Origin of the sequence: Rhodanobacter sp. C06, assembly GCF_002001105.1 — a bacterium.
Taxonomy (GTDB): domain Bacteria; phylum Pseudomonadota; class Gammaproteobacteria; order Xanthomonadales; family Rhodanobacteraceae; genus Rhodanobacter_A.
Genome location: NZ_MUNP01000043.1, coordinates 126,860 through 146,086 on the forward strand (window position 1 = coordinate 126,860; position 19,227 = coordinate 146,086).

Sequence of the window (19,227 nt, forward strand, 5' to 3'; positions counted from 1 at the left end):
TAGCCACGGCAGGTAGCGCATCGTGCTAGGTGGTTTCCGCCGCCCGCCATGGTGGGCGATCCTGCTGACCGCTGCCGCAGCCGTGCTTTTCGTGCGGCTGGGCTTCTGGCAACTGCACCGTGCCGACTACAAGGACGAGTTGCTGCGACGCTATGCCGCGGCGGCTGTCGCGTCGCCGCAGGACTTCGCCGCGGTGGCCGCGCGACCGCCGCCGGATGCCTATCCGCGGGTGCGGGTGCAGGGCCGCTACCTGGCCGACCGCGTCTACCTGTTGGACAATCCGAAGCACGATGATCGCGGCGGTGTGGAAGTCTACGTGCCGCTGCGCGTGCCGGGTGCCGACCGCCTGCTGCTGGCGGACCTGGGTTTCCTGCCCGGCAACGGCACCGACCAGACGCCGCAGCTGCCGGCCCTGCCGGAAGGCGTGCAGGACTTGCACGGGCTCTATGTGCCGCCGCCGGGCCGTGGCTTCGAGATGGGCGGCAACGCGCTCATGCGACAGACACGCTGGCCGAAGAAGACGATCTACTTCGACCTGCGGCAGATCGCCGCCGACCTCGGCGCGAAGCTGTATCCGCGCGTGCTGAGCCTGGATGCGGACCCGGCCTCGATCTACGTGCGCGTGCACACGCTGGACTTCGGCGACATGCCGCCGGCGCGGCATCGCGCCTACGCGTTCCAGTGGTTCTCCTTCGCGATCGCCGTAGTGGTGATCCTGCTGGTGCTGAATCGCAAGCGCGGTTCGCGCAAATCCCGACCGACGGACTCCCGATGAATGCCCTTGATCCCGCCGCGCTCCGCAAGAGTCGCCTGAAGCTGCTGCTGGTCGCCTCGATCTTCGCCGCGCCGTTCGTGCTGGCGCTGGTGCTCACGTTGAGCGGCTGGCAACCCGGTGCGCAGGGCAACGGCTTGCCGATCCTGCCGCAACGCAACTTCGCCCAGGAACAGCTGCCGGTGCGCCTCGCCGACGGCAAGGACTGGGCGTGGCGCGACAGCGAGCCGCGGCTGACCCTGGTGGCGCTGCCCGGGCCGGATTGCGCCGCGCGCTGCTATGCGACGTTGACCGCGATGGCCAAGAGCCGCGTGATGCTCAACCGCAACCAGTCGCGGCTGCGCCTGCTCTACGTGGGCACGCCGCCTGTCGACGAACAGCACGACGGCATGGCCAACTTCTGGCAGCTTGGCCAGGACGTGGACGGCAAGCTGGCGCAATGGCGACCGCAGCAACCGGACACGGTGAGCGCCGTGCTGGTGGAGTCCGACGGCACGGCGCTGGCGCGCTATCCTGCCGGTTTCGATCCCTCCGGCCTGTTCCGGGATCTGCGCAAGGTCATCAAGTAATGTCGTCGCGTGTCGTGCAAATCCTGCGCTGGCTGTCGTTGCTGGCGGCCGTGTTCGCGTTCGGGCTGGTGATGTTCGGCGCCTTCGTGCGCCTGTCCAATGCAGGCCTGTCCTGCCCGGACTGGCCCACCTGCTACGGCGAGGCCACCTGGCCCAGCCACGCACAGGCGGTGGCCAAGGCCGATGCCGCATTCCCGGATCGCCCGTATGAGGCGCACAAGGCCTGGCGCGAACAGGTACACCGCATGCTGGCCGGCACGCTGGGCGTGCTGGTGCTGGCGCTGGCGTTGCTGGCCGCATGGCGACGGCGCTGGACCGTGCTGACGCTGGTAGGCAGTGCGGCGCTCGCCGCGGTGGGTGTGGTGATGTACATGCGCGGCGAGCATCACTGGTCGTCGCTGCTGGCGGTGTGCGCGATCGCGCTGCCGCTGGCCGCCGCGCTGGCGCTGCAACGGCCGGCGGCGTGGCGCATCTGCCTGGTGGCGCTGGGCGTGATCATCTTCCAGGCGATGCTCGGCATGTGGACGGTGACCCTGCTGCTGAAACCCGTCGTGGTGACCGGGCACCTGCTGGGCGGCATGACCACGTTCGCGCTGCTGGGCTACGCGGCGGTGCGCTTCGGCGGCGTGGGTGCGGCGGACGATGCGCTGGCAGGGCTGCGCAAGCTGGTGATCCTCGGCATCGTGCTGCTGGCCTGCCAGATCGCGCTGGGCGGCTGGACCTCGTCGAACTACGCGGCGCTGGCCTGCGGTTTCGGCGACGCGGCGTTCCCGAAGTGCCTCGGCCAGTGGTGGCCGCCGGGCGACTATCACCAGGGCTTCATCGTGTGGCGTGGCATCGGCGTGGATTACGAAGGCGGCATCCTCGACCAGGGCGCGCGCACCGCGATCCAGATGGTGCACCGGATCGGCGCACTGGTGGTGTTCTGCTACCTCGGCTGGCTGTCGCATCGGCTGGCCCGGCGTGGGTTGCGCTGGTGCGGCATCGCCATCGGTGCAGCGCTGGTCTGCCAGGTGCTGCTGGGCATCAGCAACGTGCACTTCGGCTTGCCGCTGCCGGTGGCAACCGCACACAACGGCATGGCGGCGCTGCTGCTGTTCGCCCTCGTGGCGACGCTGGCGCGCACCCAGCGCAGGCAAGGCTGTGAGCCGTGAGGCCTGTCGGACGCTTGCAGCCGGCCCGGCATGCGAACATGGCGGCAGCGAACACGGGGGTGGCTGTGGGCAACGGTACGAGGGTCCTCGCGATACTGACCGGCTTGTCGTCGCTTTCCGCCGCATGGAGCGGAACGACGAACGCCCAGGAACGACCGCAGGCGGGGCGGGACGCCGGAAGGCTGGAAATGCGGCAGCAGGTACAGAATGAAAACCGCGCTTCGTTCGAGACGAAGGCCGCCGAGTCGTTGCGGCGCGCGCGGAAGCAACCCTTGATGACTCCGCAGGAGTCGACGGACGCTTTCCTGGCGCTGGATCGCAACCGCGATGGCTTTTTGAGCCGTTCCGAATTGCCGCCGGAGATGGTTATCCTGCGCTCGCAGTTCGACAAGTACGACACGGACCACGATCATCGCCTGTCGTATTCGGAATTCGCCAACTACACCGATGTCGTGCCGGACGAGCGTGGTTCTGCTGAGCGTGCCGGGCACGAATGAAGACCGCATCCATTGCCGAGTGTCGCCGTGCCTTCTGTTTTCTCTGAATACCTGCAGTTGACCAAGCCGCGCGTGGTGGCGCTGCTGGTGTTCTGCGCGGTGATCGGCATGTTCCTCGCCGTACCCGGCATCCCGCCGTGGCGCGCGCTGGTGTTCGGCACGCTGGGCATCTGGCTGGCCTCGGGTTCGGCCGCTGCGTTCAACCACTTGATCGACCAGCGCATCGACAAGCTGATGGCGCGCACCGCCCGCCGCCCGCTGGCCACCGGCCATCTCAAGCCGTGGCAGGTGCTGGTGTTCGCGATCGCGATCGGCATCGTCTCGATGCTGGTGCTGGCGCTGCTGGTGAACGGGCTCACCGCGTGGCTCACCTTCGCGGGCCTGATCGGCTACGCGCTGGTGTACACCGCCTACCTCAAGCGCGCCACGCCGCAGAACATCGTGATCGGCGGCTTGGCCGGCGCGGTCCCGCCGGTGCTGGGCTGGACCGCGGTGACCGGATCGCTGCATCCGTTCGCGCTGCAGTTGTGCCTGATCATCTTCGTGTGGACGCCACCGCACTTCTGGGCGCTGGCGATCTTCCGCCGCGAGGACTACGCGCGCGCCGGCGTGCCGATGCTGCCGGTGACCCACGGCGTGGCCTACACGCGCTGGCAGGTGCTGTTCTACACCGTGCTGCTGGTGCTGGTGACCCTGCTGCCGGCGATCACCGGCTACAGCGGTTGGCTCTACCTCGGCGGCGCGGTGGTGCTGGGCGCGGGCTTCCTGTACTACGCGATCCGCCTGTTGAATCCGCCGGACGAGTTTTTCGCGATGCGCGTGTTCAAGTATTCGATCATCTACCTGATGGCGCTGTTCGCGTTCCTGCTGGCCGATCACTGGCTGGCCGAGCCGCTGCTGCACCAGGGCCTGGCGTTCCAGCGGCTGGGCTAGCCCGATATTTCTCCGCCGATTCACGTTTCATGCGTTGACTCGATCGCTATCGCACCGCAAAATACGCGGGTCGCGCGATGTGTCACTCTCGCCGGCATCCTGTCCTGACTAACCAAGGCATATGGACGTTTACCCTAGTCGCAACGTCGACATCCGCTCGCATCGGGTGCCGGCAATGCATAACAAGCTGAACGCCTGCGGCAACCGCCAGCGGTCGGCCGGTACTTTCCTCGACTAGGAAACGCCGGCCCATCCTCGACGGCGTCGCACGCCGTAACCGAGGAGATGGGCCCATGAAGCTCCTTCGCGATTTTCTCCGCCTGCGGACTCCCCGCCGCAGCCTGTTCGCCGTACGCCGCGATGCGCGGCGGCGTGTCTACGTCGTGACCGTGCCGGCACCGCTGGCTGCCCTGTCCGTCGAGCCGCCGCGGCACGCCGAGGCGCGTGCCGTCGTGCCGTTGTCGTCGCCGCGTCATCTGCAACTGGCATCCAGTCACTGATGCACGCGTGTGCGCCCCGCAGGTGCTGGCCTCCGCCAGTGTGGCGGAGGCGCGGTTTGTGTCCGGCGGTCCGTGTGGCCGCCGTCGGCTCCACAGCGGACGTTCCACCCAGGTAGCCGGCCGACGCCGACACGCTGCCTCGGCGCGGAGCTTTTCGATCAACGGTAGCGACCCATGAGCAAGTCCTTCTCCCGCCCGACCGTCAAGGTCGCTGCCCCCGCCCCGGCGCAGGTGCTTGCGGCACAGGAAGCGTTCCGCGACAACGACGCGTTGCTGGCCGCGCTCGAGACGTCCGTCCGTGGACTGGACGAGGAGCACATCACCGAGCGCCTGCACCGCGACGGCGCCAACGAGGTCTCGCACGAGAAGCCGCCGCACTGGTCGCTGCAGCTGCTGCGCGCGTTCAAGAACCCCTTCATCATCGTGTTGCTGGTGCTGGCCGGCGTGCAACTGTTCGCCGACGACAGCGACCTTACCGGGCCGATCATCATCGCGGCGATGGTGGGCATCAGCGTGGTGCTGACCTTCACCCAGGAATACCGCTCCTCGCGCGCGGCCGAGGAGCTGAAGGCGATGGTGCGCAACACCGCCACGGTGACGCGGCAGGCCTCCGACGGCCACAGCGAGCAGATCGAGGTGCCGGTGGGCGAGCTGGTGGTGGGCGACATCGTGCATCTGGGCGCGGGCGACATGGTGCCCGCCGACCTGCGCCTGCTGTCAGCGAAGGATCTGTTCATCAGCCAGGCGATCCTCACCGGCGAGTCGCTGCCGGTGGAGAAGGTCGCACCCGCGCATGCGCACGGCGAGGGTGCGACCGGCAATCCGCTGGATCTGCCCACGGTCTGCTACATGGGCACGAATGTGATCTCCGGCACCGCCAGCGCAGTGGTGGTGGCCACCGGCACGCGCAGCTACCTCGGTTCGCTGGCGCACAGCATGACCGGCCAGCGCGTGCAGACCAGCTTCGACCGCGGCGTGAACTCGGTGAGCTGGCTCTTGATCCGCTTCATGGCGGTGATGGTGCCGGTGGTGCTGGGCATCCAGTGGTACAAGCAGGGCTTCTGGGAGGCCTTCCTGTTCGCACTGTCGGTGGCGGTGGGCCTCACGCCGGAGATGCTGCCGCTGATCGTCACCGCGAACCTCGCCAAGGGCGCGATCGCGATGTCGAAGCGCAAGGTGGTGGTGAAGCGGCTCAACGCGATCCAGAACTTCGGCGCGATGGACGTGCTGTGCACCGACAAGACCGGCACGCTGACGTTGGACAAGATCGTGCTGGAGCGCCACCTCGACCTCGACGGCGAGGAGTCCGACGAGGCGCTGGAATACGGCTACCTCAACAGCCGCTTCCAGACCGGACTGAAGAACCTGATGGACAAGGCGGTGCTGGAGCACCGCGACCTGGAGCCGACCGCGGCGCGCTACCGCGTGGTGGACGAGATCCCGTTCGACTTCCAGCGCCGGCGCATGTCGGTGGTGGTGGCCAACGGCGGCGCCGAGCACCTCTTGATCTGCAAGGGCGCGGTGGAGGAGATGCTGTCCACCTGTGCCTGGGCGCAGGTGGGCGGCACGGTCGAGCCCATGACCGACGAGCGCCGCCGCGAGATCAAGGCGATGACGCACAAGCTCAACGAGGACGGCCTGCGCGTGTTGGTGGTGGCGATCCGTCGCGAACCGGCCGCCGAACGCGCCTGGAGCGTGGCCGACGAGAGCGGACTCACCGCGGTGGGTTGCCTGGCCTTCCTCGATCCGCCCAAGGATTCGGCCGCCACCGCGATCGCCGCGTTGCACCAGCACGGCGTCGAGGTGAAGGTGATCACCGGCGACAACGAGGCGGTGACGCGCAAGATCTGCCGCGAAGTAGGGCTGGACGTCAGCCATTCGGTGCAGGGCCGCGACATCGAGTCGCTGGACGAGACCGCGCTGGACGAGCTGGTCAAGCGCACCACGGTGTTCGCCAAGATGTCGCCGTTGCAGAAGGCCAGCGTGGTGCGCTCGCTGCAGCGCCAGGGCCACACGGTGGGCTTCCTTGGCGACGGCATCAACGACGCGCCGGCGCTGCACGACGCCGACGTGGGCATCTCGGTGGACACCGCCACCGACATCGCCAAGGAGTCGGCCGACATCATCCTGCTGGAAAAGAACCTGATGGTGCTGGAGGAGGGCGTGCTGGAAGGGCGCATTACCTTCGGCAACATCATCAAGTACATCAAGATGACCGCCAGCTCGAACTTCGGCAATGTGCTGAGCATGCTGATCGCGAGCGTGTTCCTGCCGTTCGTGCCGCTGCTGCCGTTGCAGATCCTGGTGCTGAACCTGCTGTACGACATCTCGCAGCTGTCGATTCCGTTCGACCGCATGGACGAGGAGTACCTGCGCCTGCCGCGCAAGTGGGACGCCAGCGACATCGGCCGCTTCATGCTGTGGGTGGGGCCGTCGAGCTCGGTGTTCGACATCACCACTTTTCTGCTGCTGTGGTTCGTGTTCGGCGCGAACGGGCCGGCGCACCAGTCGATGTTCCAGTCCGGCTGGTTCATCGAGAGCCTGCTCACACAAACGCTGGTGGTGCACATGATCCGCACGCGGCGCATCCCGTTCCTGCAGAGCAGCGCGGCTGCGCCGGTGCTGGGCCTGACCACCGCGATCATCATCATCGGCATGCTGATCCCGTACACCGTGTTGGGCCACAAGCTCGGCATGCTGGAGATGCCGCCGGTGTACTACGCGTGGCTGGCGGCCACCGTGGTGGCCTACTGCGCGCTGACCCAACTGGTGAAGGTGTTCTACATCCGTGGCTACGGGCGCTGGCTGTAGCTTTGGCTTGACTCCCTCTCCCATCCGGGGAGAGGGGTGCAGCGAGGGGCGGCCCTGCCGCATGCCTGATCCAGCCCGGAGCACATCATGAATGGAACCCTGGTCCTGCTGGATATCGCAGGCTACGTGGCGCTGTTGCTGTGGGGCACCCACATGGTCACCAGCGGCGTGCTGCGCGGCTATGGCAGCGCGCTGCGCCGCTGGCTGGGTCGCTACCTCAGCCATCGTGCCGCCGCGTTCTGTTTCGGCCTGGGCATGACCGCGCTGCTGCAGAGCAGTACCGCCACCGGCATGATGGCCACTTCGTTCGCGGCAAACGGCTTCCTCGGCCTGGTACCGGGGCTGGTGGTGATGCTGGGCGCGAACGTGGGCAGCACGCTGGTGGTGCAGCTGCTGTCGTTCGACATCGCGCTGGTGGCGCCGGCGCTGGTGCTGCTGGGCTTCGTGGTGTACCGGCGCAGCGACGACGCGCGCTTCGAGAACCTGGGCCGCTGCGCGATCGGCCTGGGCCTGATGCTGCTGGCGCTGCACATGCTGGTGGTGTCGATGGGGCCGGTGGAAGGCACTGCCCTGCTGCGCACGGCGCTGCACAGCCTCGCCGGCGAGCCGGTGCTGGCCCTGCTGGTGGCGGCGCTGCTCACCTGGGCCTGCCATTCCAGCGTGGCGGTGGTCCTGTTGATCGCCTCGCTCGCCACCGCCCACGTGGTCGATGCGCAGGGCGCGCTGGCGCTGGTGCTGGGCGCGAACCTCGGTGGCACGCTGCCGGCGCTGTTCGACGCCAAAACCCCGGTGGCGCGCCGGCTGCCGCTGGGGAACCTGCTGGTGCGCGGCTTCGGCTGCCTGGTCTGTCTGCCCCTGCTGCGCCCGCTGGCCGCGCTGCTGGCGCATCTGGGCGACTCGCCGGCGCGCATGGCGGTGAATTTCCACACCGGCTTCAATCTCGCGCTGGCGCTGCTGTTCATTCTGCCGGTGCAGAAGCTGGCGCGGCTCCTGGTGCGGCTGCTGCCCGAGCCGCCGCAGCCGGCCGACGCCGGCGTGCCGCAATACCTGGACGCGGGCGCGCTGGACGCCGCCAACGTGGCGCTGGCGAACGCCGCGCGCGAATCCATGCGCATGGCCGACATGGTCGAGAACATGCTGAAAGGCCTGGTCGAGGTGTTCGGCAAGGACGACCGCGTGCGCGCCGCCGCGATCGGCCGGATGGACGCGATCCTCGACCGGCTCGGCGTGGCGATCCGCGAATACCTCGCCGAGTTGGGCAACGAGGCGCTGAACGCCGAGGATGGCGAGCGCAGCCAGGAGATCCTCGGCTTCGTGATCAACGTCGAGCACGTCGGCGACATCACCGCGAACAACCTGATGGAGTTCGCCGCGAAGAAGGCCGCGCGTGGCCAGGATTTCAGCGCCGACGACATCCAGGACCTGGCGCGCATGCACGCGCAGGTGATGGAAAGCCTGCAGCTGGCCTGGGCGGTGTTCCTGCGCAGCGACCGGCGCGCGGCGCAGCAGCTGGTGGCGCGCAAGGAAGTGCTGTGGCGGCTGGAAAACGAGATCTCCGAACGGCACATCCGCGCGTTGCGCGAGCGCCGCGACGACGGCGGCGCGGGCGATGTCTACTTGCGCATCCTGCGCGACCTGAAGCGCATCCACTCGCACCTGGCTGCGCTGGCCTATCCGGTGCTGGAGCGTGCCGGCCTGCTGCAGGACCGGCTGCGTGCGCCTGCGCAGACCGGCGCAGGCGATGGGACGGGCTGAGCGCTCGGAGCTTGTGAAAAATTCCACGTCGTGCGGAATTTTTCATCGGCGCGTCCGGCGCGTGTGTGCACGCCATTCATGGCATGCCCCTTTGGGCCAGCCTTCGGCTGTCCAAATCCGCTCCTGGCAGATTTGTCCGTACGCGCCTCCGCGAATCAGTCACTTGCACGACTGCTCCGCGACCGGCCATCCGTGGCCGGCCCGAGAGTTTGAAAAATCCGCAAACCCTCAGCCCGCGGGACGCACGTCCAGCGTCATCGCATGGAAGTCCATCGTCACCACGCTGTGCGCGAAGATCGGGTTTCCCACGGTGGCCTCGAACAGGCCGTCGGGCTGGTGCACCGGGTTCTTGCCGTGCCCCGCGAAGTAGATCGTGGGGTCGGCGCCCAGCAGGCGATGGCCATCGAAGCCCAGGCTGCGGGCCGTCGAGGCCAGCATCTCGACGCCGTTGTCGGTGAAGTCGAACAGCTTGGGCGTGCCTTGCTTGTGCAGGCCCAGTTTGGCCAGCGCGGTGTCGTAGACCACCATCGTGCCGGTATACATGGTGTCGATCTGTGCGTGGACCGGGTGGCCGTCCACGTCGAACGGCCCGCCCACCACGATGGGTGGGCCGTAGTGCCCGAAGTGGATCAGCTGCAGCGTGCCGGGAGCGTGCGCGGCCGGGGCGCCGGCGGCGACGGGCGCGGAAATCCGCAGCAGATGATGCGGGTAGTCGATCTGCAGGACGCGGTCCTTCAGCGCGGTATAGGCCAGCGTGCCGTCGGCGGGCAGGCGGGCGGGGCCGAAGCTCGCGGGGCCGACCACGGCGAAATGGACCGGGAGCTGTGTCGTGCCCAGCGTGAGCACGTGTCGTCCGCCGTCCTCGAAGCCGGGAACGGGTTTGCCGTGGGTCAATACCGGCTTGGGCTGCCACCTCATGGTCTTGGCGGCGCTGGCCAGCATCTGCGAGTCGACATCGCCGGTGTCCAGTGCCAGCGTGCGTGGCGGTCCGCCGTCGATGCCGGCCTGGAAGCAGATCAGGCCGGCGCAATCGTGGAACGGCACCGTCGCGGCGAACCTTGGCGCGCTGTCCGCGGCGCGGACTGGCGTGATCGGCAGCAGGGCGGCAAGTGCGGCGAGGGCAAGCAGAATCTTTCCGGACACGGTCAGTACTCCTGCATGGGGAGTCGACAGTTCATGGCGCCGGCGGCACCGGCACCAGTGCGGGAAGTCACCGGGCCATGCGCCGCTGCCGGCATCCGGCACGGCCAGCCGGGAGTTCAGTCGTCGCTGCCGATGCACCGGCGGCGATGGCGCCACCACAGCCAGGCCACGCACAGCAGCGCCAGCGCCAGCAGGAACCACATGCTGTTCTGTCCGCGCTGCATCCACTTCATCAGCCAGACGTGGTTGTCGGCGCCGAAATAGCCCAGGTACACCCACACCGGCACGCTGACCAGCGCGGCGATGCCGTCGATCAGCAGGAAGCGCAGCAGCGACACCTGGCGCGTGGTGCCGGCGGTGAGGTAGATGGTGGTGCGCATGCCGGGCAGGAAGCGGGCAGCGAACAGCACGCGGTTGCCATAGCGCGCGAACTTGTGCTGCACCACCTGGTAGCGCTCCGGCGTGAGCACGCGGGCGACCCAACGCCACTTGAGCATGCGCGCACCGTAATGATGGCCGAGCATGAACACGGTGGCGTCGCCCAGCAGCACGCCGACCATGCACAGCGCGAACATCGCGTGCACGTTGGCGTAGCCCAGGCCGGCGATCACGCCGCCGGCGACCAAGGTGACGTCTTCCGGCAACGGCAGGCCGAGGCCGCAGATCGTCAGCGCGATCCACACCGCGACGTAGCCGTTCTCGGCGAAGATCGTGATCAGTCGTTCAAGCAGATCCATCGGCGTCCCTGCGGCGCATGTGCGCGGATGATCCCACATTCGACGGAGCGGACGGCATCCGCTCAGTCCGGCGCGTCGACGGGCCGCACGCGCGCGGCCAGCAGTTCGCGCAGTTCGGCTTTCTCGGCGTCGGCCAGCGGGCCGCTGCGCATCTTCGCGTGCAGCGTCTCGCGGCGCAGCGCCACGGCCTGCTCGTCCATGCGTCGCAGGGCGTCCATGAACTCGATGCGTTGCGCCTCCGGCTCGCCTACCACGGCGGCGGCCATCAGCTTCTGCAGCGAAGGGTATTCCGGGCGTTCGGCGAAGTGTTCCACCAGCGTCGCCGGATTGATGCCGGGGCGGCTGCGCACCAGGTCCAGCAGTTCCGCAAGCAGGCCCACGCCGGGCTTGTCCAGGTTGAGGAAGCGGTAGGGTTTCTCCACTTGGTCGGCCACGCCGGGCTGGGCCAGCAGCAGGGCGATCGCACTGCGTACCAGCGAGCGCTGGGCCGTCGTCGGTCGCTGCACCGCGCGACGTGCGGCGGGGTCGGCTTGCAGGCGGGCGCTGGCGCCGCTGCGCTTTTCCAACTCCTGCGCCATCAGGTCGCGGAACGCACCGTCGGGCAGGCGGGCGATCAGCGGGCGTGCGCGCTCGGCGAGGCGGGCACGGCCATCGAGGCTGGCCATGTCCACGTCGCGCGCCAGTTCATCGAAGAAATAGTCGGACAGCGGCGTGGCGTTTTTCAGGCGCTGCTCGAAGCCGGCCTTGCCTTCCTTGCGGACCAGCGTGTCCGGGTCCTCGCCGTCGGGCAGGAACAGGAAATACGCCTGGCGACCGTCGCGCAGCCGCGGCAGTGCGGCATCCAGCGCCTTCCACGCGGCGGCGCGGCCGGCGCGGTCGCCGTCGAAGCAGAACACCACGTCGGGCGCGGCGCGGAACAGCAGTTCGGTGTGCTCGGGCGTGGTGGCGGTGCCCAGCGTGGCCACCGCGATCGGCAGGCCGGCCTGGTGCAGCGCGATCACGTCCATGTAGCCCTCCACCACCACGATGCGTTGCAGGTTCGCGTTCGCCTGCTTCACCTGCCACAGCGCGAACAGCTCGCGGCCCTTGTGGAACAGCGGGGTCTCGGGGGAGTTGAGGTATTTGGGGCCGTCACTTTTGCGCGCGTCCTGCGCGGGATCGAGAGCCGGCAATCCCTCGCCGGACTTTTGAATAATCCTTCCGCCGAACGCGATCACCCGCCCGCGACGGTCGAGGATGGGGAACATCAGCCGTTCGCGGAAGCGGTCGTACTTGCTGCCGCGCTCGCCGGTGGAAACCATGCCGGCTTCGCCGAGCAGCTCCATTCGCCGCGGCGTGTTGCCCAGCGCCTTGGTGACGCCGTCGTAGCCGGCCGGCGCCCAGCCGAGGCGGAAGCGCGCGATGGTGTCGGCGTCGAGCCCCCGCTTCTTGCAATACGCCTGCGCCTCGGCGTTCTTCGGCAACTGCTCCTGGTACCAGCTGGCGCTGGCGTCGAGCAGGGCGTAGAGGTCGGTCTTGTCCTCGCGCGGGCGCTCGTCGCGGGCGCCCTCGCGCGGCACGGTGAGGCCCACCGACTGCGCCAGTTCCTCCACCGCGTCGGGAAACTCCAGCCGCTCGTAATCCATCAGGAACTTGATCGCGCTGCCGTGCGCGCCGCAGCCGAAGCAGTGGAAGAACTGCTTGGCGGGGCTGACGTAGAACGAAGGTGTGCGTTCGTCGTGGAACGGGCAGCACGCAGTCCACTCGCGCCCGGCCTTCTTCAGCGGCACGCGCCGCTCGATCACGTCGACGATGTCGACGCGGGCAAGCAGTTCGTCGATGAAGCTGTCGGGAATCAGGCCGCGCATGGTTCCCGTAGTTTAGAGGGTCGATCCTTCCCGGGGGCGAATCGGCCAGCAGGGGTGGCAGGCCGGCCAATCCGCCGGCCGAAGGCCGGTGGCGGCCGAGCCGCTGGTTAGCATGCAATGGGGTTACGGCGGAGGTGACAACGATGACGGATGGTTCGGCAATGTGTTTTCGCGCGGCCACGGCGCAGGACGCGGCGGCCGCGGTGCCGTTGATCCACAGCTCCGGCCCCGCCGCGTTCGACTACGTGTTCGCGCTGCCGGGGCGCGGCGGCGCCCAGGCCTTCCTGCAGCGCGCCTTCGTCGATGGTGCCGGCGAGTTCGGTTGGCGCAACCACGTGGTGGGCGAGCTGGAGGGCGTGGTGGTGGCGGTGGGCGCAGGATTCGGCGGCGAGACGGCGCTCAAATTCACGCTGGCGACGGCGCGGCAGATCCTCGCGCATTATGGTCTGCGCCACGCGGCGGGGGTGATCGCGCGCGGGCTACGCGTGGAGCGGGTGATCCCGCCGCCTGCGCGCGGCATGCACTACCTCGCCCACCTTGGCGTATCGCCGGTCCTGCGTGGGCAGGGCATCGGGCAAGCACTGATCGAGGAACTGATCCAGCGCGGCATGCAGGCGGGTCGTCGACGCATGGTGCTGGACGTGGCCGCGAGCAATCCGCGGGCGCAGGCGCTGTACGAGCGGCTGGGCTTTGCGGTGACGGGCGAGCGACGCTCCGCACTGGCCAATGCGCAGGGCGCGGTGCCGGATCACCGGCGGATGGAGCGGATGCCTGCTTGAGGCTTGTCCCTTCTGCCTGCCGGACGAGGGCAGGACTGGCGAAGGCCGCTCGCCGGTCCGCGCTTTGCTCGGGGATGTCACGAGCACCCGCCGCGCACCCCGGTCTTCCCCGCCCCTCGAAGCCGATGCCATCCATGGCATCTCCCCGCGTCTTTCCGGAAGAGGGAAAGGGTGAATGCACCGGGCGGGTTCAAACTGCCGGCGTCGCGGCGAATGTGGCGCCGGCGATGTCTCCGGGCGTCACAGGATATGGAACACCCCGATCACGGCCAGCACGGCGACCAGGAACAGGATCAGGAAGACCGCGAACAGGAACCGGGCGATGGTGCCGGTCACGCCGGCAATGCCGCGGAAACCGAGCAGGCCGGTGACCAGCGAGATGATGGCGAAGATGATGGCCCACTTGAGCATGCGCTACTCCTGCGGCTGACGATCCGCCGCGTGCAAGGGGAAGTGGCCGCGGGCGGGGATGTGCGCGGCTCTTTGGTTGTAGCGGTGCGTTCGTGAACGCGATGCATCCGGCTTGCGCGTGGCCACCGCCCCCGGCAAGCTGCGGCGGCGATCGATTCGAGGGGCGGCGATGCTGTTGACGGCAATGCGGATGCGCAGGCAGCGCACCATCGTACGCGCGTTCGAGCAGGCCGGTGCGCTCGCGGCGGACAGCGCGCGCAGGGCGGAGGAACTGGGCACGCGCGTGGACTTCGCCTGGCAGCAGCTGGCCAGCCTCGCCGTGCTGCGCAGCCCCGCCTCGGGGCGCTGGTTCCTGGATCGGCCCAATTGGCAGCGCCTGTGCCGGCGCCGCTGCGCGCTGGCGGTGGTGGCCGGCCTGCTGCTGGTGCTGCTGTTCGCGTACTCGATGAGCTGGCGCTGACAGGTTGTCGAGAAACAGCCTGGCGGCGCGATCCATGGATGGATCGCACGCCAATCAAGCACGCCAGCGCTTGATTGGCGGAGCCGAGGCCGGACACGCGCCGGGCTCGGCGAGTTGAGAAAGTGCAGGAAAGCACTTTCTCAACCCAAGGGTTACCCCGCCAGCTTCGCCTTGATGCGTGCCGAGACCTGGGCCATGTCGGCTCTACCGGCGGCCTGTTCCTTCACGGCGGCCATCACCTTGCCCATGTCGCGCGGCGAGCTGGCGCCGGTGGCGGCAATGGCCGCGGCGACCAGCGCATCCAGTTCGGCCGAATCGAGCTGGGCGGGCAGGTAGGTCTCGATCACCGTCATCTCGGCGCGCTCCACGTCGGCCAGGTCCTCGCGGCCGGCAGCGGCATACTGGCTCACCGAATCGCGGCGCTGCTTGAGCATCTTCTCCAGCACGGCCAGGGTCTGGGCGTCATCCAGCTCGATGCGCTCGTCCACCTCGCGCTGCTTGATCGCCGCCAGCACCAGCCGGATCACGCCGAGGCGTTGCTTGTCGCCGCCGCGCATGGCGGCCTTCATGTCGTCGGTGAGCTGCTGCTTGAGCGTCATGGCAGGCGTTCCGGTGGGTGGGGGTCGATTTTACGGAAACGGCGAAGCCGGCGTTGCCTTGCGGCAACACCGGCCTTCGTATCCGGATGCGGTCGGTGGCTGCGAGGGACCGCGCCAACCGTGTTGCTGAGCATGCGGCGCGAGCACGCCGCTGTCCGCCGGGAACCGGCGGAACCGGGAACTCAGTACAGCCGGGTCTTGCGCGAGACGTCGCGCGACAGGCGGCGCAGGTGGCGCTTCACCGCAGCGGCACGCTTGCGCTTGCGCTCCTGGGTCGGCTTTTCGTAGAACTCGCGCTTGCGCGTTTCGGCCAGGACACCGGCCTTCTCGCAGGTACGCTTGAAACGACGCAGCGCGATTTCGAACGGCTCGTTCTCGCGGACTTTGACGTTGGGCATGGATACTCCGGGTGGTAATCTGTCCCGCTTCCGGGACTGTTGAATACGGCGAGCCGCGAAGTATACCGTGCCTGACGAGCAATTTTCAAAGCCGACCCCCACCCCCCGCCTGCCCGTAATCGGCAAGCCGGTGCTGGGCATCGAATCCTCCTGCGACGAGACCGGCGTGGCGATCCTGCGCTGGCAGCCGGAGGCGCCGGGCCAAGGCCTGCTGGCCCACGCCCTGTACAGCCAGGTGAAGCTGCATGCCGACTATGGCGGCGTGGTGCCGGAACTGGCCAGCCGCGACCACGTGCGCAAGCTGCTGCCGCTGGCGCGCGAGGCACTGAAGCAGGCCGGGCTGACCCCGGCCGATCTGGGCGGGGTGGCCTATACCGCGGGTCCCGGCCTGGTCGGTGCCCTGCTGGTGGGGGCGGCGGCCGGGCGGGCGCTGGCTTGGGCGCTGGGCGTGCCGGCCATCGGGGTACACCACATGGAGGGCCACCTGCTGGCTCCGCTGCTGGAGGACGACCCGCCGAAGCCGCCGTTCGTGGCCCTGCTGGTCTCCGGCGGGCATTCCATGCTGGTCGAGGTGAAGGCGATCGGTGAGTACCGCATCCTGGGCGACACCCTGGACGACGCCGCCGGCGAGGCCTTCGACAAGACCGCCAAGCTGATGGGCTTGCCGTACCCCGGCGGCCCGGCGCTGGCCAAGCTGGCCGAGCAGGGCCGGCCCGGCGCGTTCCGCTTCTCGCGACCGATGACCGACCGGCCCGGGCTGGATTTCAGCTTCTCCGGGCTCAAGACCCAGGTGTTGCTGGCCTGGCAGCATTCGGACCAGAGCGAGCAGACCCGCGCCGACGTCGCCCGCGGCTTCGAGGAGGCGATTGTCGACACCTTGCTGATCAAGTGCCGCCGCGCGCTGCAGGCCACCGGCACCCATAGCCTGGTGATCGCCGGCGGCGTGGGCGCCAACCGCCGCCTGCGCGCGGAACTGGCCGCGGCGGGCGAGAAGGACGGCTTCCGCACCTATTTTCCGCGCCTCGCGTTCTGCACCGACAATGGCGCGATGATCGCGCTGGCCGGAGCGATCCGGCTGGCCGCGGGCCAGCATCAGGATGAGTCGGTGCAGGTCCATCCGCGCTGGGACCTGCAGAGCCTGCCAGCGGCATAGCAGGATTCTGTAGGAGCGCCTTCAGCCGCGATGTCTTCCCGCCGACCTCGAAAGCATCGCGACTGAAGCCGCTCCTACAAAGGCAGCAACCTCACCACTGCGTGCGGCCGGGCAGCAGGCCCTTCAGCTCCGCGTCGGTGAGGTTGCGCCACTGGCCGGGCTTCAGGTGGCCGAGCTTCACGTTGACGATGCGCACCCGGCGCAGTTGCGTGACGCGGTAGCCGAACGCGGCCGCCATCAGGCGGATTTGCCGGTTCAGACCCTGGGTGAGCACGATGGCGAAGCCGAACTTCGCGATCCTGCGCGTGCGGCAGGGCTTGGTCATCTGGCCGTGGATGCGCACACCCTTGGCCATGCCGGCGAGGAATTCCTCGGTGACCGGCTTGTTCACCGCCACCAGGTATTCCTTCTCGTGGTGGTTCTCCGCGCGCAGGATCTCGTTGACGATGTCGCCGTTGCTGGTGAGCAGGATCAATCCCTCGGAGTCCTTGTCGAGTCTCCCGATCGGAAAGATGCGCTGCGAGTGGTCGACGAAGTCCACGATGTTGCCGGCTATGCTCTGGTCGGTGGTGCAGGTGATGCCCACCGGCTTGTTCAGCGCGATGTAGACCGCCTTCTTCGCGGCCGGCGTGGCGGCCAGGATGCGCGCCTTGACGATCTCGCCGTCCACGCGCACCTCGTCGCCTTCCAGCGCCTTGGCGCCGGTGCCGACGACCTCGCCGTTGATGGTGACGCGGCCGGCCACCAGCCATTCGTCCGCTTCACGGCGCGAGCACAGGCCGGCTTCGCTGATGTATTTGTTGACGCGCATGAAAGCAGGCCTTTCCTGTAGGAGCGCACCCTGTGCGCGATGGCTTTCCGCGAGGCGTGGATCAAGAGCAATCGCGCACAGGGTGCGCTCCTACGCAAATGCGATTACGACCGCAGCCCCACGCCGCGCTTCAGCAGCTGCAGCCCGAACGCCGCGAGCGCCACCACGAAACCCAGCATCACCACGAACGCCACGCCCACGTGCACGTCGCTGATGCCGAGCACGCCGTAGCGGAACGCGTTGACCATGTACAGGATCGGGTTGATCCGCGAGATCGCCTGCCATGGCTCGCCCAGCATCTGGATCGAGTAGAACACGCCGCCGAGATAGGTGAGCGGGGTGAGGATGAAGGTGGGGACCAGCGCGATGTCGTCGAACTTCTTCGCATACACCGCGTTGACGAAGCCGGCCAGCGAGAAGATCACAGAGCCAAGCAGCACCGAGGCGAAGGTGATCAGCGGGTGCGCGATGTGCAGCGAGGTGAAGAACAGCGCGATGCCCAGCACCAGCACGCCCACCGCGAGGCCGCGTGTCACCGCGCCGGTGACGTAGCCGGTGAGGATCACCCAGTTCGGCATCGGCGACACCAGCATTTCCTCCACCGCGCGGCTGAACTTGGCGCCGAAGAAGGAGCTGGAGATGTTGCCGTAGCTGTTCGTGATGATGCTCATCATCACCAGGCCCGGCACGATGTACTGCATGTAGGTGTAGCCGCCCTGGATCGTGCCGATGCGGCTGCCGATCAGCTTGCCGAAGATCACGAAGTACAGCGTCATCGTGATCGCGGGCGGGATCAGTGTCTGCGTCCAGATGCGCAGGATGCGCACGATCTCGCGGCGCACGATGGTGTGGAGGGCGACCAGGTTGGCGGCGGCGTTGCTCATGCTTGTGCCCTTGGCTTCCTCTCCCCCAACGCGCTGGGGGAGAGGGGGTATTCGCGTCACGCGGCTCGCACCTGCCCGTTGCGGCCCTGTTCCACCAGCCGCACGAACAGCTCCTCCAGCCGGTTCGTCTTGTTGCGCATCGAGGTCACCGTGATGCCGCGCGCGCTGAGCGCGGCGAACAGCGAGTTGAGGTCGTGGGTGCGGGCCATCTCCGCTTCCAGCGTGTGCTCGTCCATGCGGCGCAGCGTGACGCCGGGCAGCGCGGGCAGGCCGTCGGGCACTTGCGCGGCGTCGAGCACGAAGGTTTCCACGTCCAGCGTGGCGAGCAGGCGCTTCATCGTGGTGTTCTCCACGATCGTGCCGTGGTCGATGATCGCGATGTTGCGGCACAGCTGCTCGGCTTCCTCCAGGTAATGCGTGGTGAGGATGACCGTGGTGCCGGCCGCGTTGATGCCGCTGACGAACTGCCACATCGAACGGCGGATCTCGATGTCCACGCCCGCGGTGGGTTCGTCGAGGATCAGCAGCTTCGGCTCGTTCATCATCGCGCGGGCGATCATCAGGCGCCGCTTCATGCCGCCGGACAGCATGCGCGCCTGGTGCTGGGCCTTGTCCCACAGGCGCAGTTCCTTCAGGTACTTCTCCGCGCGCTCGGCGGCGATCCTGCGCGGAATGCCGTAGAAGCCCGCCTCGTTCACGCAGATGTCGAACGGCTTCTCGAACTGGTTGAAGTTGATCTCCTGCGGCACCAGGCCGATCAACTTCATCGCCTCGTTGCGCTGCTTGTTGACGGAGACGCCGAACACCTGCGCGTCGCCCCCGCTGGAGTTCACCAGCGAGGAGAGGATGCCGATCAAGGTGGACTTGCCGGCGCCGTTGGGGCCGAGCAGGGCGAAGAAGTCGCCGGGTTGCACGGTCAGCGAGATGCCCTTGAGGGCCTCCACGCCGTTGCCGTAGGTCTTGCGCAGGTTGTCGACGACAAGCGCGGGGACGGAGCTCATGGGCTGCACCGGA

At 68.1% G+C, this 19,227-nt stretch carries 20 protein-coding genes; 11 read left to right on the forward strand and 9 right to left on the reverse strand.

Translation table 11 applies throughout. The features are described 5' to 3' along the window. Positions 1-22 precede the first annotated feature (22 nt). The 8 genes from B0E52_RS08070 (at position 23) to B0E52_RS08105 (ending at position 8,991) form a co-directional block, all read left to right on the forward strand. Positions 23-775, forward strand: a complete 753-nt coding sequence (locus B0E52_RS08070) for an SURF1 family protein (protein WP_077483307.1) — start codon at positions 23-25, stop codon at positions 773-775. Further along, positions 772-1,341, forward strand: coding sequence for a hypothetical protein (locus tag B0E52_RS08075; RefSeq protein ID WP_077483308.1), 570 nt, complete (start codon positions 772-774; stop codon positions 1,339-1,341). The genes B0E52_RS08070 and B0E52_RS08075 overlap by 4 nt, the downstream gene beginning before the upstream one ends. Next, on the forward strand, positions 1,341-2,495 hold the full coding sequence (locus B0E52_RS08080) for a COX15/CtaA family protein (protein ID WP_077483309.1): 1,155 nt from the start codon (positions 1,341-1,343) through the stop codon (positions 2,493-2,495). Before B0E52_RS08075 ends, B0E52_RS08080 begins: the two co-directional genes overlap by 1 nt. A 38-nt stretch (positions 2,496-2,533) precedes the next feature. Beyond that, entirely contained in the window at positions 2,534-2,992 is a 459-nt protein-coding gene (locus B0E52_RS08085; RefSeq protein ID WP_077483310.1) for an EF-hand domain-containing protein, read from the forward strand. A 27-nt stretch (positions 2,993-3,019) separates the two neighbouring features. Beyond that, positions 3,020-3,925: a heme o synthase gene (gene cyoE / locus B0E52_RS08090; RefSeq protein WP_077483311.1), complete on the forward strand. Its 906-nt coding sequence runs from the start codon at positions 3,020-3,022 to the stop codon at positions 3,923-3,925. A gap of 293 nt (positions 3,926-4,218) precedes the next feature. Beyond that, the gene (locus B0E52_RS08095) at positions 4,219-4,425 is read left to right on the forward strand and encodes a hypothetical protein (RefSeq protein WP_077483312.1); all 207 of its coding nucleotides are present in this window, start codon (positions 4,219-4,221) and stop codon (positions 4,423-4,425) included. Between the two features lie 174 nt (positions 4,426-4,599). Continuing rightward, positions 4,600-7,236: a magnesium-translocating P-type ATPase gene (gene mgtA / locus B0E52_RS08100; RefSeq protein WP_077483313.1), complete on the forward strand. Its 2,637-nt coding sequence runs from the start codon at positions 4,600-4,602 to the stop codon at positions 7,234-7,236. A gap of 87 nt (positions 7,237-7,323) precedes the next feature. Then, complete coding sequence (locus B0E52_RS08105) at positions 7,324-8,991, forward strand: Na/Pi cotransporter family protein (protein ID WP_077483314.1); 1,668 nt, start codon at positions 7,324-7,326, stop codon at positions 8,989-8,991. 228 nt (positions 8,992-9,219) lie between these two features. Here B0E52_RS08105 and B0E52_RS08110 read toward each other — a convergent pair whose 3' ends face one another. The 3 genes from B0E52_RS08110 to dnaG all read right to left on the reverse strand — a co-directional run bounded on the left by B0E52_RS08110 (position 9,220) and on the right by dnaG (position 12,718). Beyond that, complete coding sequence (locus B0E52_RS08110; protein WP_077483315.1) at positions 9,220-10,134, reverse strand: hypothetical protein; 915 nt, start codon at positions 10,132-10,134, stop codon at positions 9,220-9,222. A 116-nt stretch (positions 10,135-10,250) separates the two neighbouring features. Beyond that, complete coding sequence (locus tag B0E52_RS08115; protein ID WP_077483316.1) at positions 10,251-10,871, reverse strand: DedA family protein; 621 nt, start codon at positions 10,869-10,871, stop codon at positions 10,251-10,253. A 62-nt stretch (positions 10,872-10,933) separates the two neighbouring features. After that, positions 10,934-12,718, reverse strand: a complete 1,785-nt coding sequence (gene dnaG / locus B0E52_RS08120) for a DNA primase (RefSeq protein ID WP_077483317.1) — start codon at positions 12,716-12,718, stop codon at positions 10,934-10,936. A gap of 161 nt (positions 12,719-12,879) precedes the next feature. On the opposite strand from dnaG, the gene B0E52_RS08125 reads away from it, so the two are divergent. Continuing rightward, positions 12,880-13,497, forward strand: coding sequence for a GNAT family N-acetyltransferase (locus B0E52_RS08125; RefSeq protein WP_077483318.1), 618 nt, complete (start codon positions 12,880-12,882; stop codon positions 13,495-13,497). 240 nt (positions 13,498-13,737) lie between these two features. Here the strand turns inward: B0E52_RS08125 and B0E52_RS08130 are convergent, their stop codons facing one another. Then, positions 13,738-13,908 (reverse strand): DUF1328 domain-containing protein, encoded by a 171-nt coding sequence (locus B0E52_RS08130; protein ID WP_077483319.1) that lies wholly within the window; start codon positions 13,906-13,908, stop codon positions 13,738-13,740. A gap of 190 nt (positions 13,909-14,098) precedes the next feature. Here B0E52_RS08130 and B0E52_RS08135 point away from each other — a divergent pair, with 190 nt between their 5' ends. Beyond that, positions 14,099-14,368, forward strand: a complete 270-nt coding sequence (locus B0E52_RS08135; RefSeq protein WP_254426742.1) for a hypothetical protein — start codon at positions 14,099-14,101, stop codon at positions 14,366-14,368. Positions 14,369-14,520: 152 nt separating this feature from the next. On the opposite strand, the gene B0E52_RS08140 is transcribed toward B0E52_RS08135, so the two are convergent. Both B0E52_RS08140 and rpsU read right to left on the reverse strand, forming a co-directional pair. Further along, complete coding sequence (locus B0E52_RS08140; protein ID WP_077483321.1) at positions 14,521-14,967, reverse strand: GatB/YqeY domain-containing protein; 447 nt, start codon at positions 14,965-14,967, stop codon at positions 14,521-14,523. Between the two features lie 182 nt (positions 14,968-15,149). After that, the gene (gene rpsU / locus B0E52_RS08145; RefSeq protein WP_077483322.1) at positions 15,150-15,365 is read right to left on the reverse strand and encodes a 30S ribosomal protein S21; all 216 of its coding nucleotides are present in this window, start codon (positions 15,363-15,365) and stop codon (positions 15,150-15,152) included. Positions 15,366-15,495: 130 nt separating this feature from the next. On the opposite strand from rpsU, the gene tsaD reads away from it, so the two are divergent. Then, positions 15,496-16,518, forward strand: coding sequence for a tRNA (adenosine(37)-N6)-threonylcarbamoyltransferase complex transferase subunit TsaD (tsaD, locus tag B0E52_RS08150; protein WP_077483323.1), 1,023 nt, complete (start codon positions 15,496-15,498; stop codon positions 16,516-16,518). 91 nt (positions 16,519-16,609) lie between these two features. On the opposite strand, the gene B0E52_RS08155 is transcribed toward tsaD, so the two are convergent. The 3 genes from B0E52_RS08155 to B0E52_RS08165 form a co-directional block, all read right to left on the reverse strand. Further along, a complete protein-coding gene (locus tag B0E52_RS08155; RefSeq protein WP_077483324.1) occupies positions 16,610-17,329 on the reverse strand; it encodes a pseudouridine synthase in 720 nt (239 codons plus the stop codon). Positions 17,330-17,433: 104 nt separating this feature from the next. Continuing rightward, on the reverse strand, positions 17,434-18,213 hold the full coding sequence (locus B0E52_RS08160) for an ABC transporter permease (protein ID WP_077483325.1): 780 nt from the start codon (positions 18,211-18,213) through the stop codon (positions 17,434-17,436). Positions 18,214-18,269: 56 nt separating this feature from the next. Further along, positions 18,270-19,214, reverse strand: a complete 945-nt coding sequence (locus B0E52_RS08165) for an ABC transporter ATP-binding protein (protein ID WP_077483326.1) — start codon at positions 19,212-19,214, stop codon at positions 18,270-18,272. Positions 19,215-19,227 lie beyond the last annotated feature (13 nt).

Bases quoted from the DNA above. Each gene is read 5' to 3' on its own strand.
- B0E52_RS08075 (WP_077483308.1), top strand. From the start codon at position 772: ATGAATGCCCTTGATCCCGCCGCGCTCCGCAAGAGTCGCCTGAAGCTG.
- B0E52_RS08080 (WP_077483309.1), top strand. From the start codon at position 1,341: ATGTCGTCGCGTGTCGTGCAAATCCTGCGCTGGCTGTCGTTGCTGGCG.
- B0E52_RS08085 (WP_077483310.1), top strand. From the start codon at position 2,534: ATGGCGGCAGCGAACACGGGGGTGGCTGTGGGCAACGGTACGAGGGTC.
- B0E52_RS08095 (WP_077483312.1), top strand. From the start codon at position 4,219: ATGAAGCTCCTTCGCGATTTTCTCCGCCTGCGGACTCCCCGCCGCAGC.
- mgtA (WP_077483313.1), top strand. From the start codon at position 4,600: ATGAGCAAGTCCTTCTCCCGCCCGACCGTCAAGGTCGCTGCCCCCGCC.
- B0E52_RS08105 (WP_077483314.1), top strand. From the start codon at position 7,324: ATGAATGGAACCCTGGTCCTGCTGGATATCGCAGGCTACGTGGCGCTG.
- B0E52_RS08115 (WP_077483316.1), bottom strand. From the start codon at position 10,871: ATGGATCTGCTTGAACGACTGATCACGATCTTCGCCGAGAACGGCTAC.
- dnaG (WP_077483317.1), bottom strand. From the start codon at position 12,718: ATGCGCGGCCTGATTCCCGACAGCTTCATCGACGAACTGCTTGCCCGC.
- B0E52_RS08125 (WP_077483318.1), top strand. From the start codon at position 12,880: ATGTGTTTTCGCGCGGCCACGGCGCAGGACGCGGCGGCCGCGGTGCCG.
- B0E52_RS08130 (WP_077483319.1), bottom strand. From the start codon at position 13,908: ATGCTCAAGTGGGCCATCATCTTCGCCATCATCTCGCTGGTCACCGGC.
- B0E52_RS08135 (WP_254426742.1), top strand. From the start codon at position 14,099: ATGCGCAGGCAGCGCACCATCGTACGCGCGTTCGAGCAGGCCGGTGCG.
- B0E52_RS08140 (WP_077483321.1), bottom strand. From the start codon at position 14,967: ATGACGCTCAAGCAGCAGCTCACCGACGACATGAAGGCCGCCATGCGC.
- rpsU (WP_077483322.1), bottom strand. From the start codon at position 15,365: ATGCCCAACGTCAAAGTCCGCGAGAACGAGCCGTTCGAAATCGCGCTG.
- B0E52_RS08155 (WP_077483324.1), bottom strand. From the start codon at position 17,329: ATGCGCGTCAACAAATACATCAGCGAAGCCGGCCTGTGCTCGCGCCGT.
- B0E52_RS08160 (WP_077483325.1), bottom strand. From the start codon at position 18,213: ATGAGCAACGCCGCCGCCAACCTGGTCGCCCTCCACACCATCGTGCGC.
- B0E52_RS08165 (WP_077483326.1), bottom strand. From the start codon at position 19,214: ATGAGCTCCGTCCCCGCGCTTGTCGTCGACAACCTGCGCAAGACCTAC.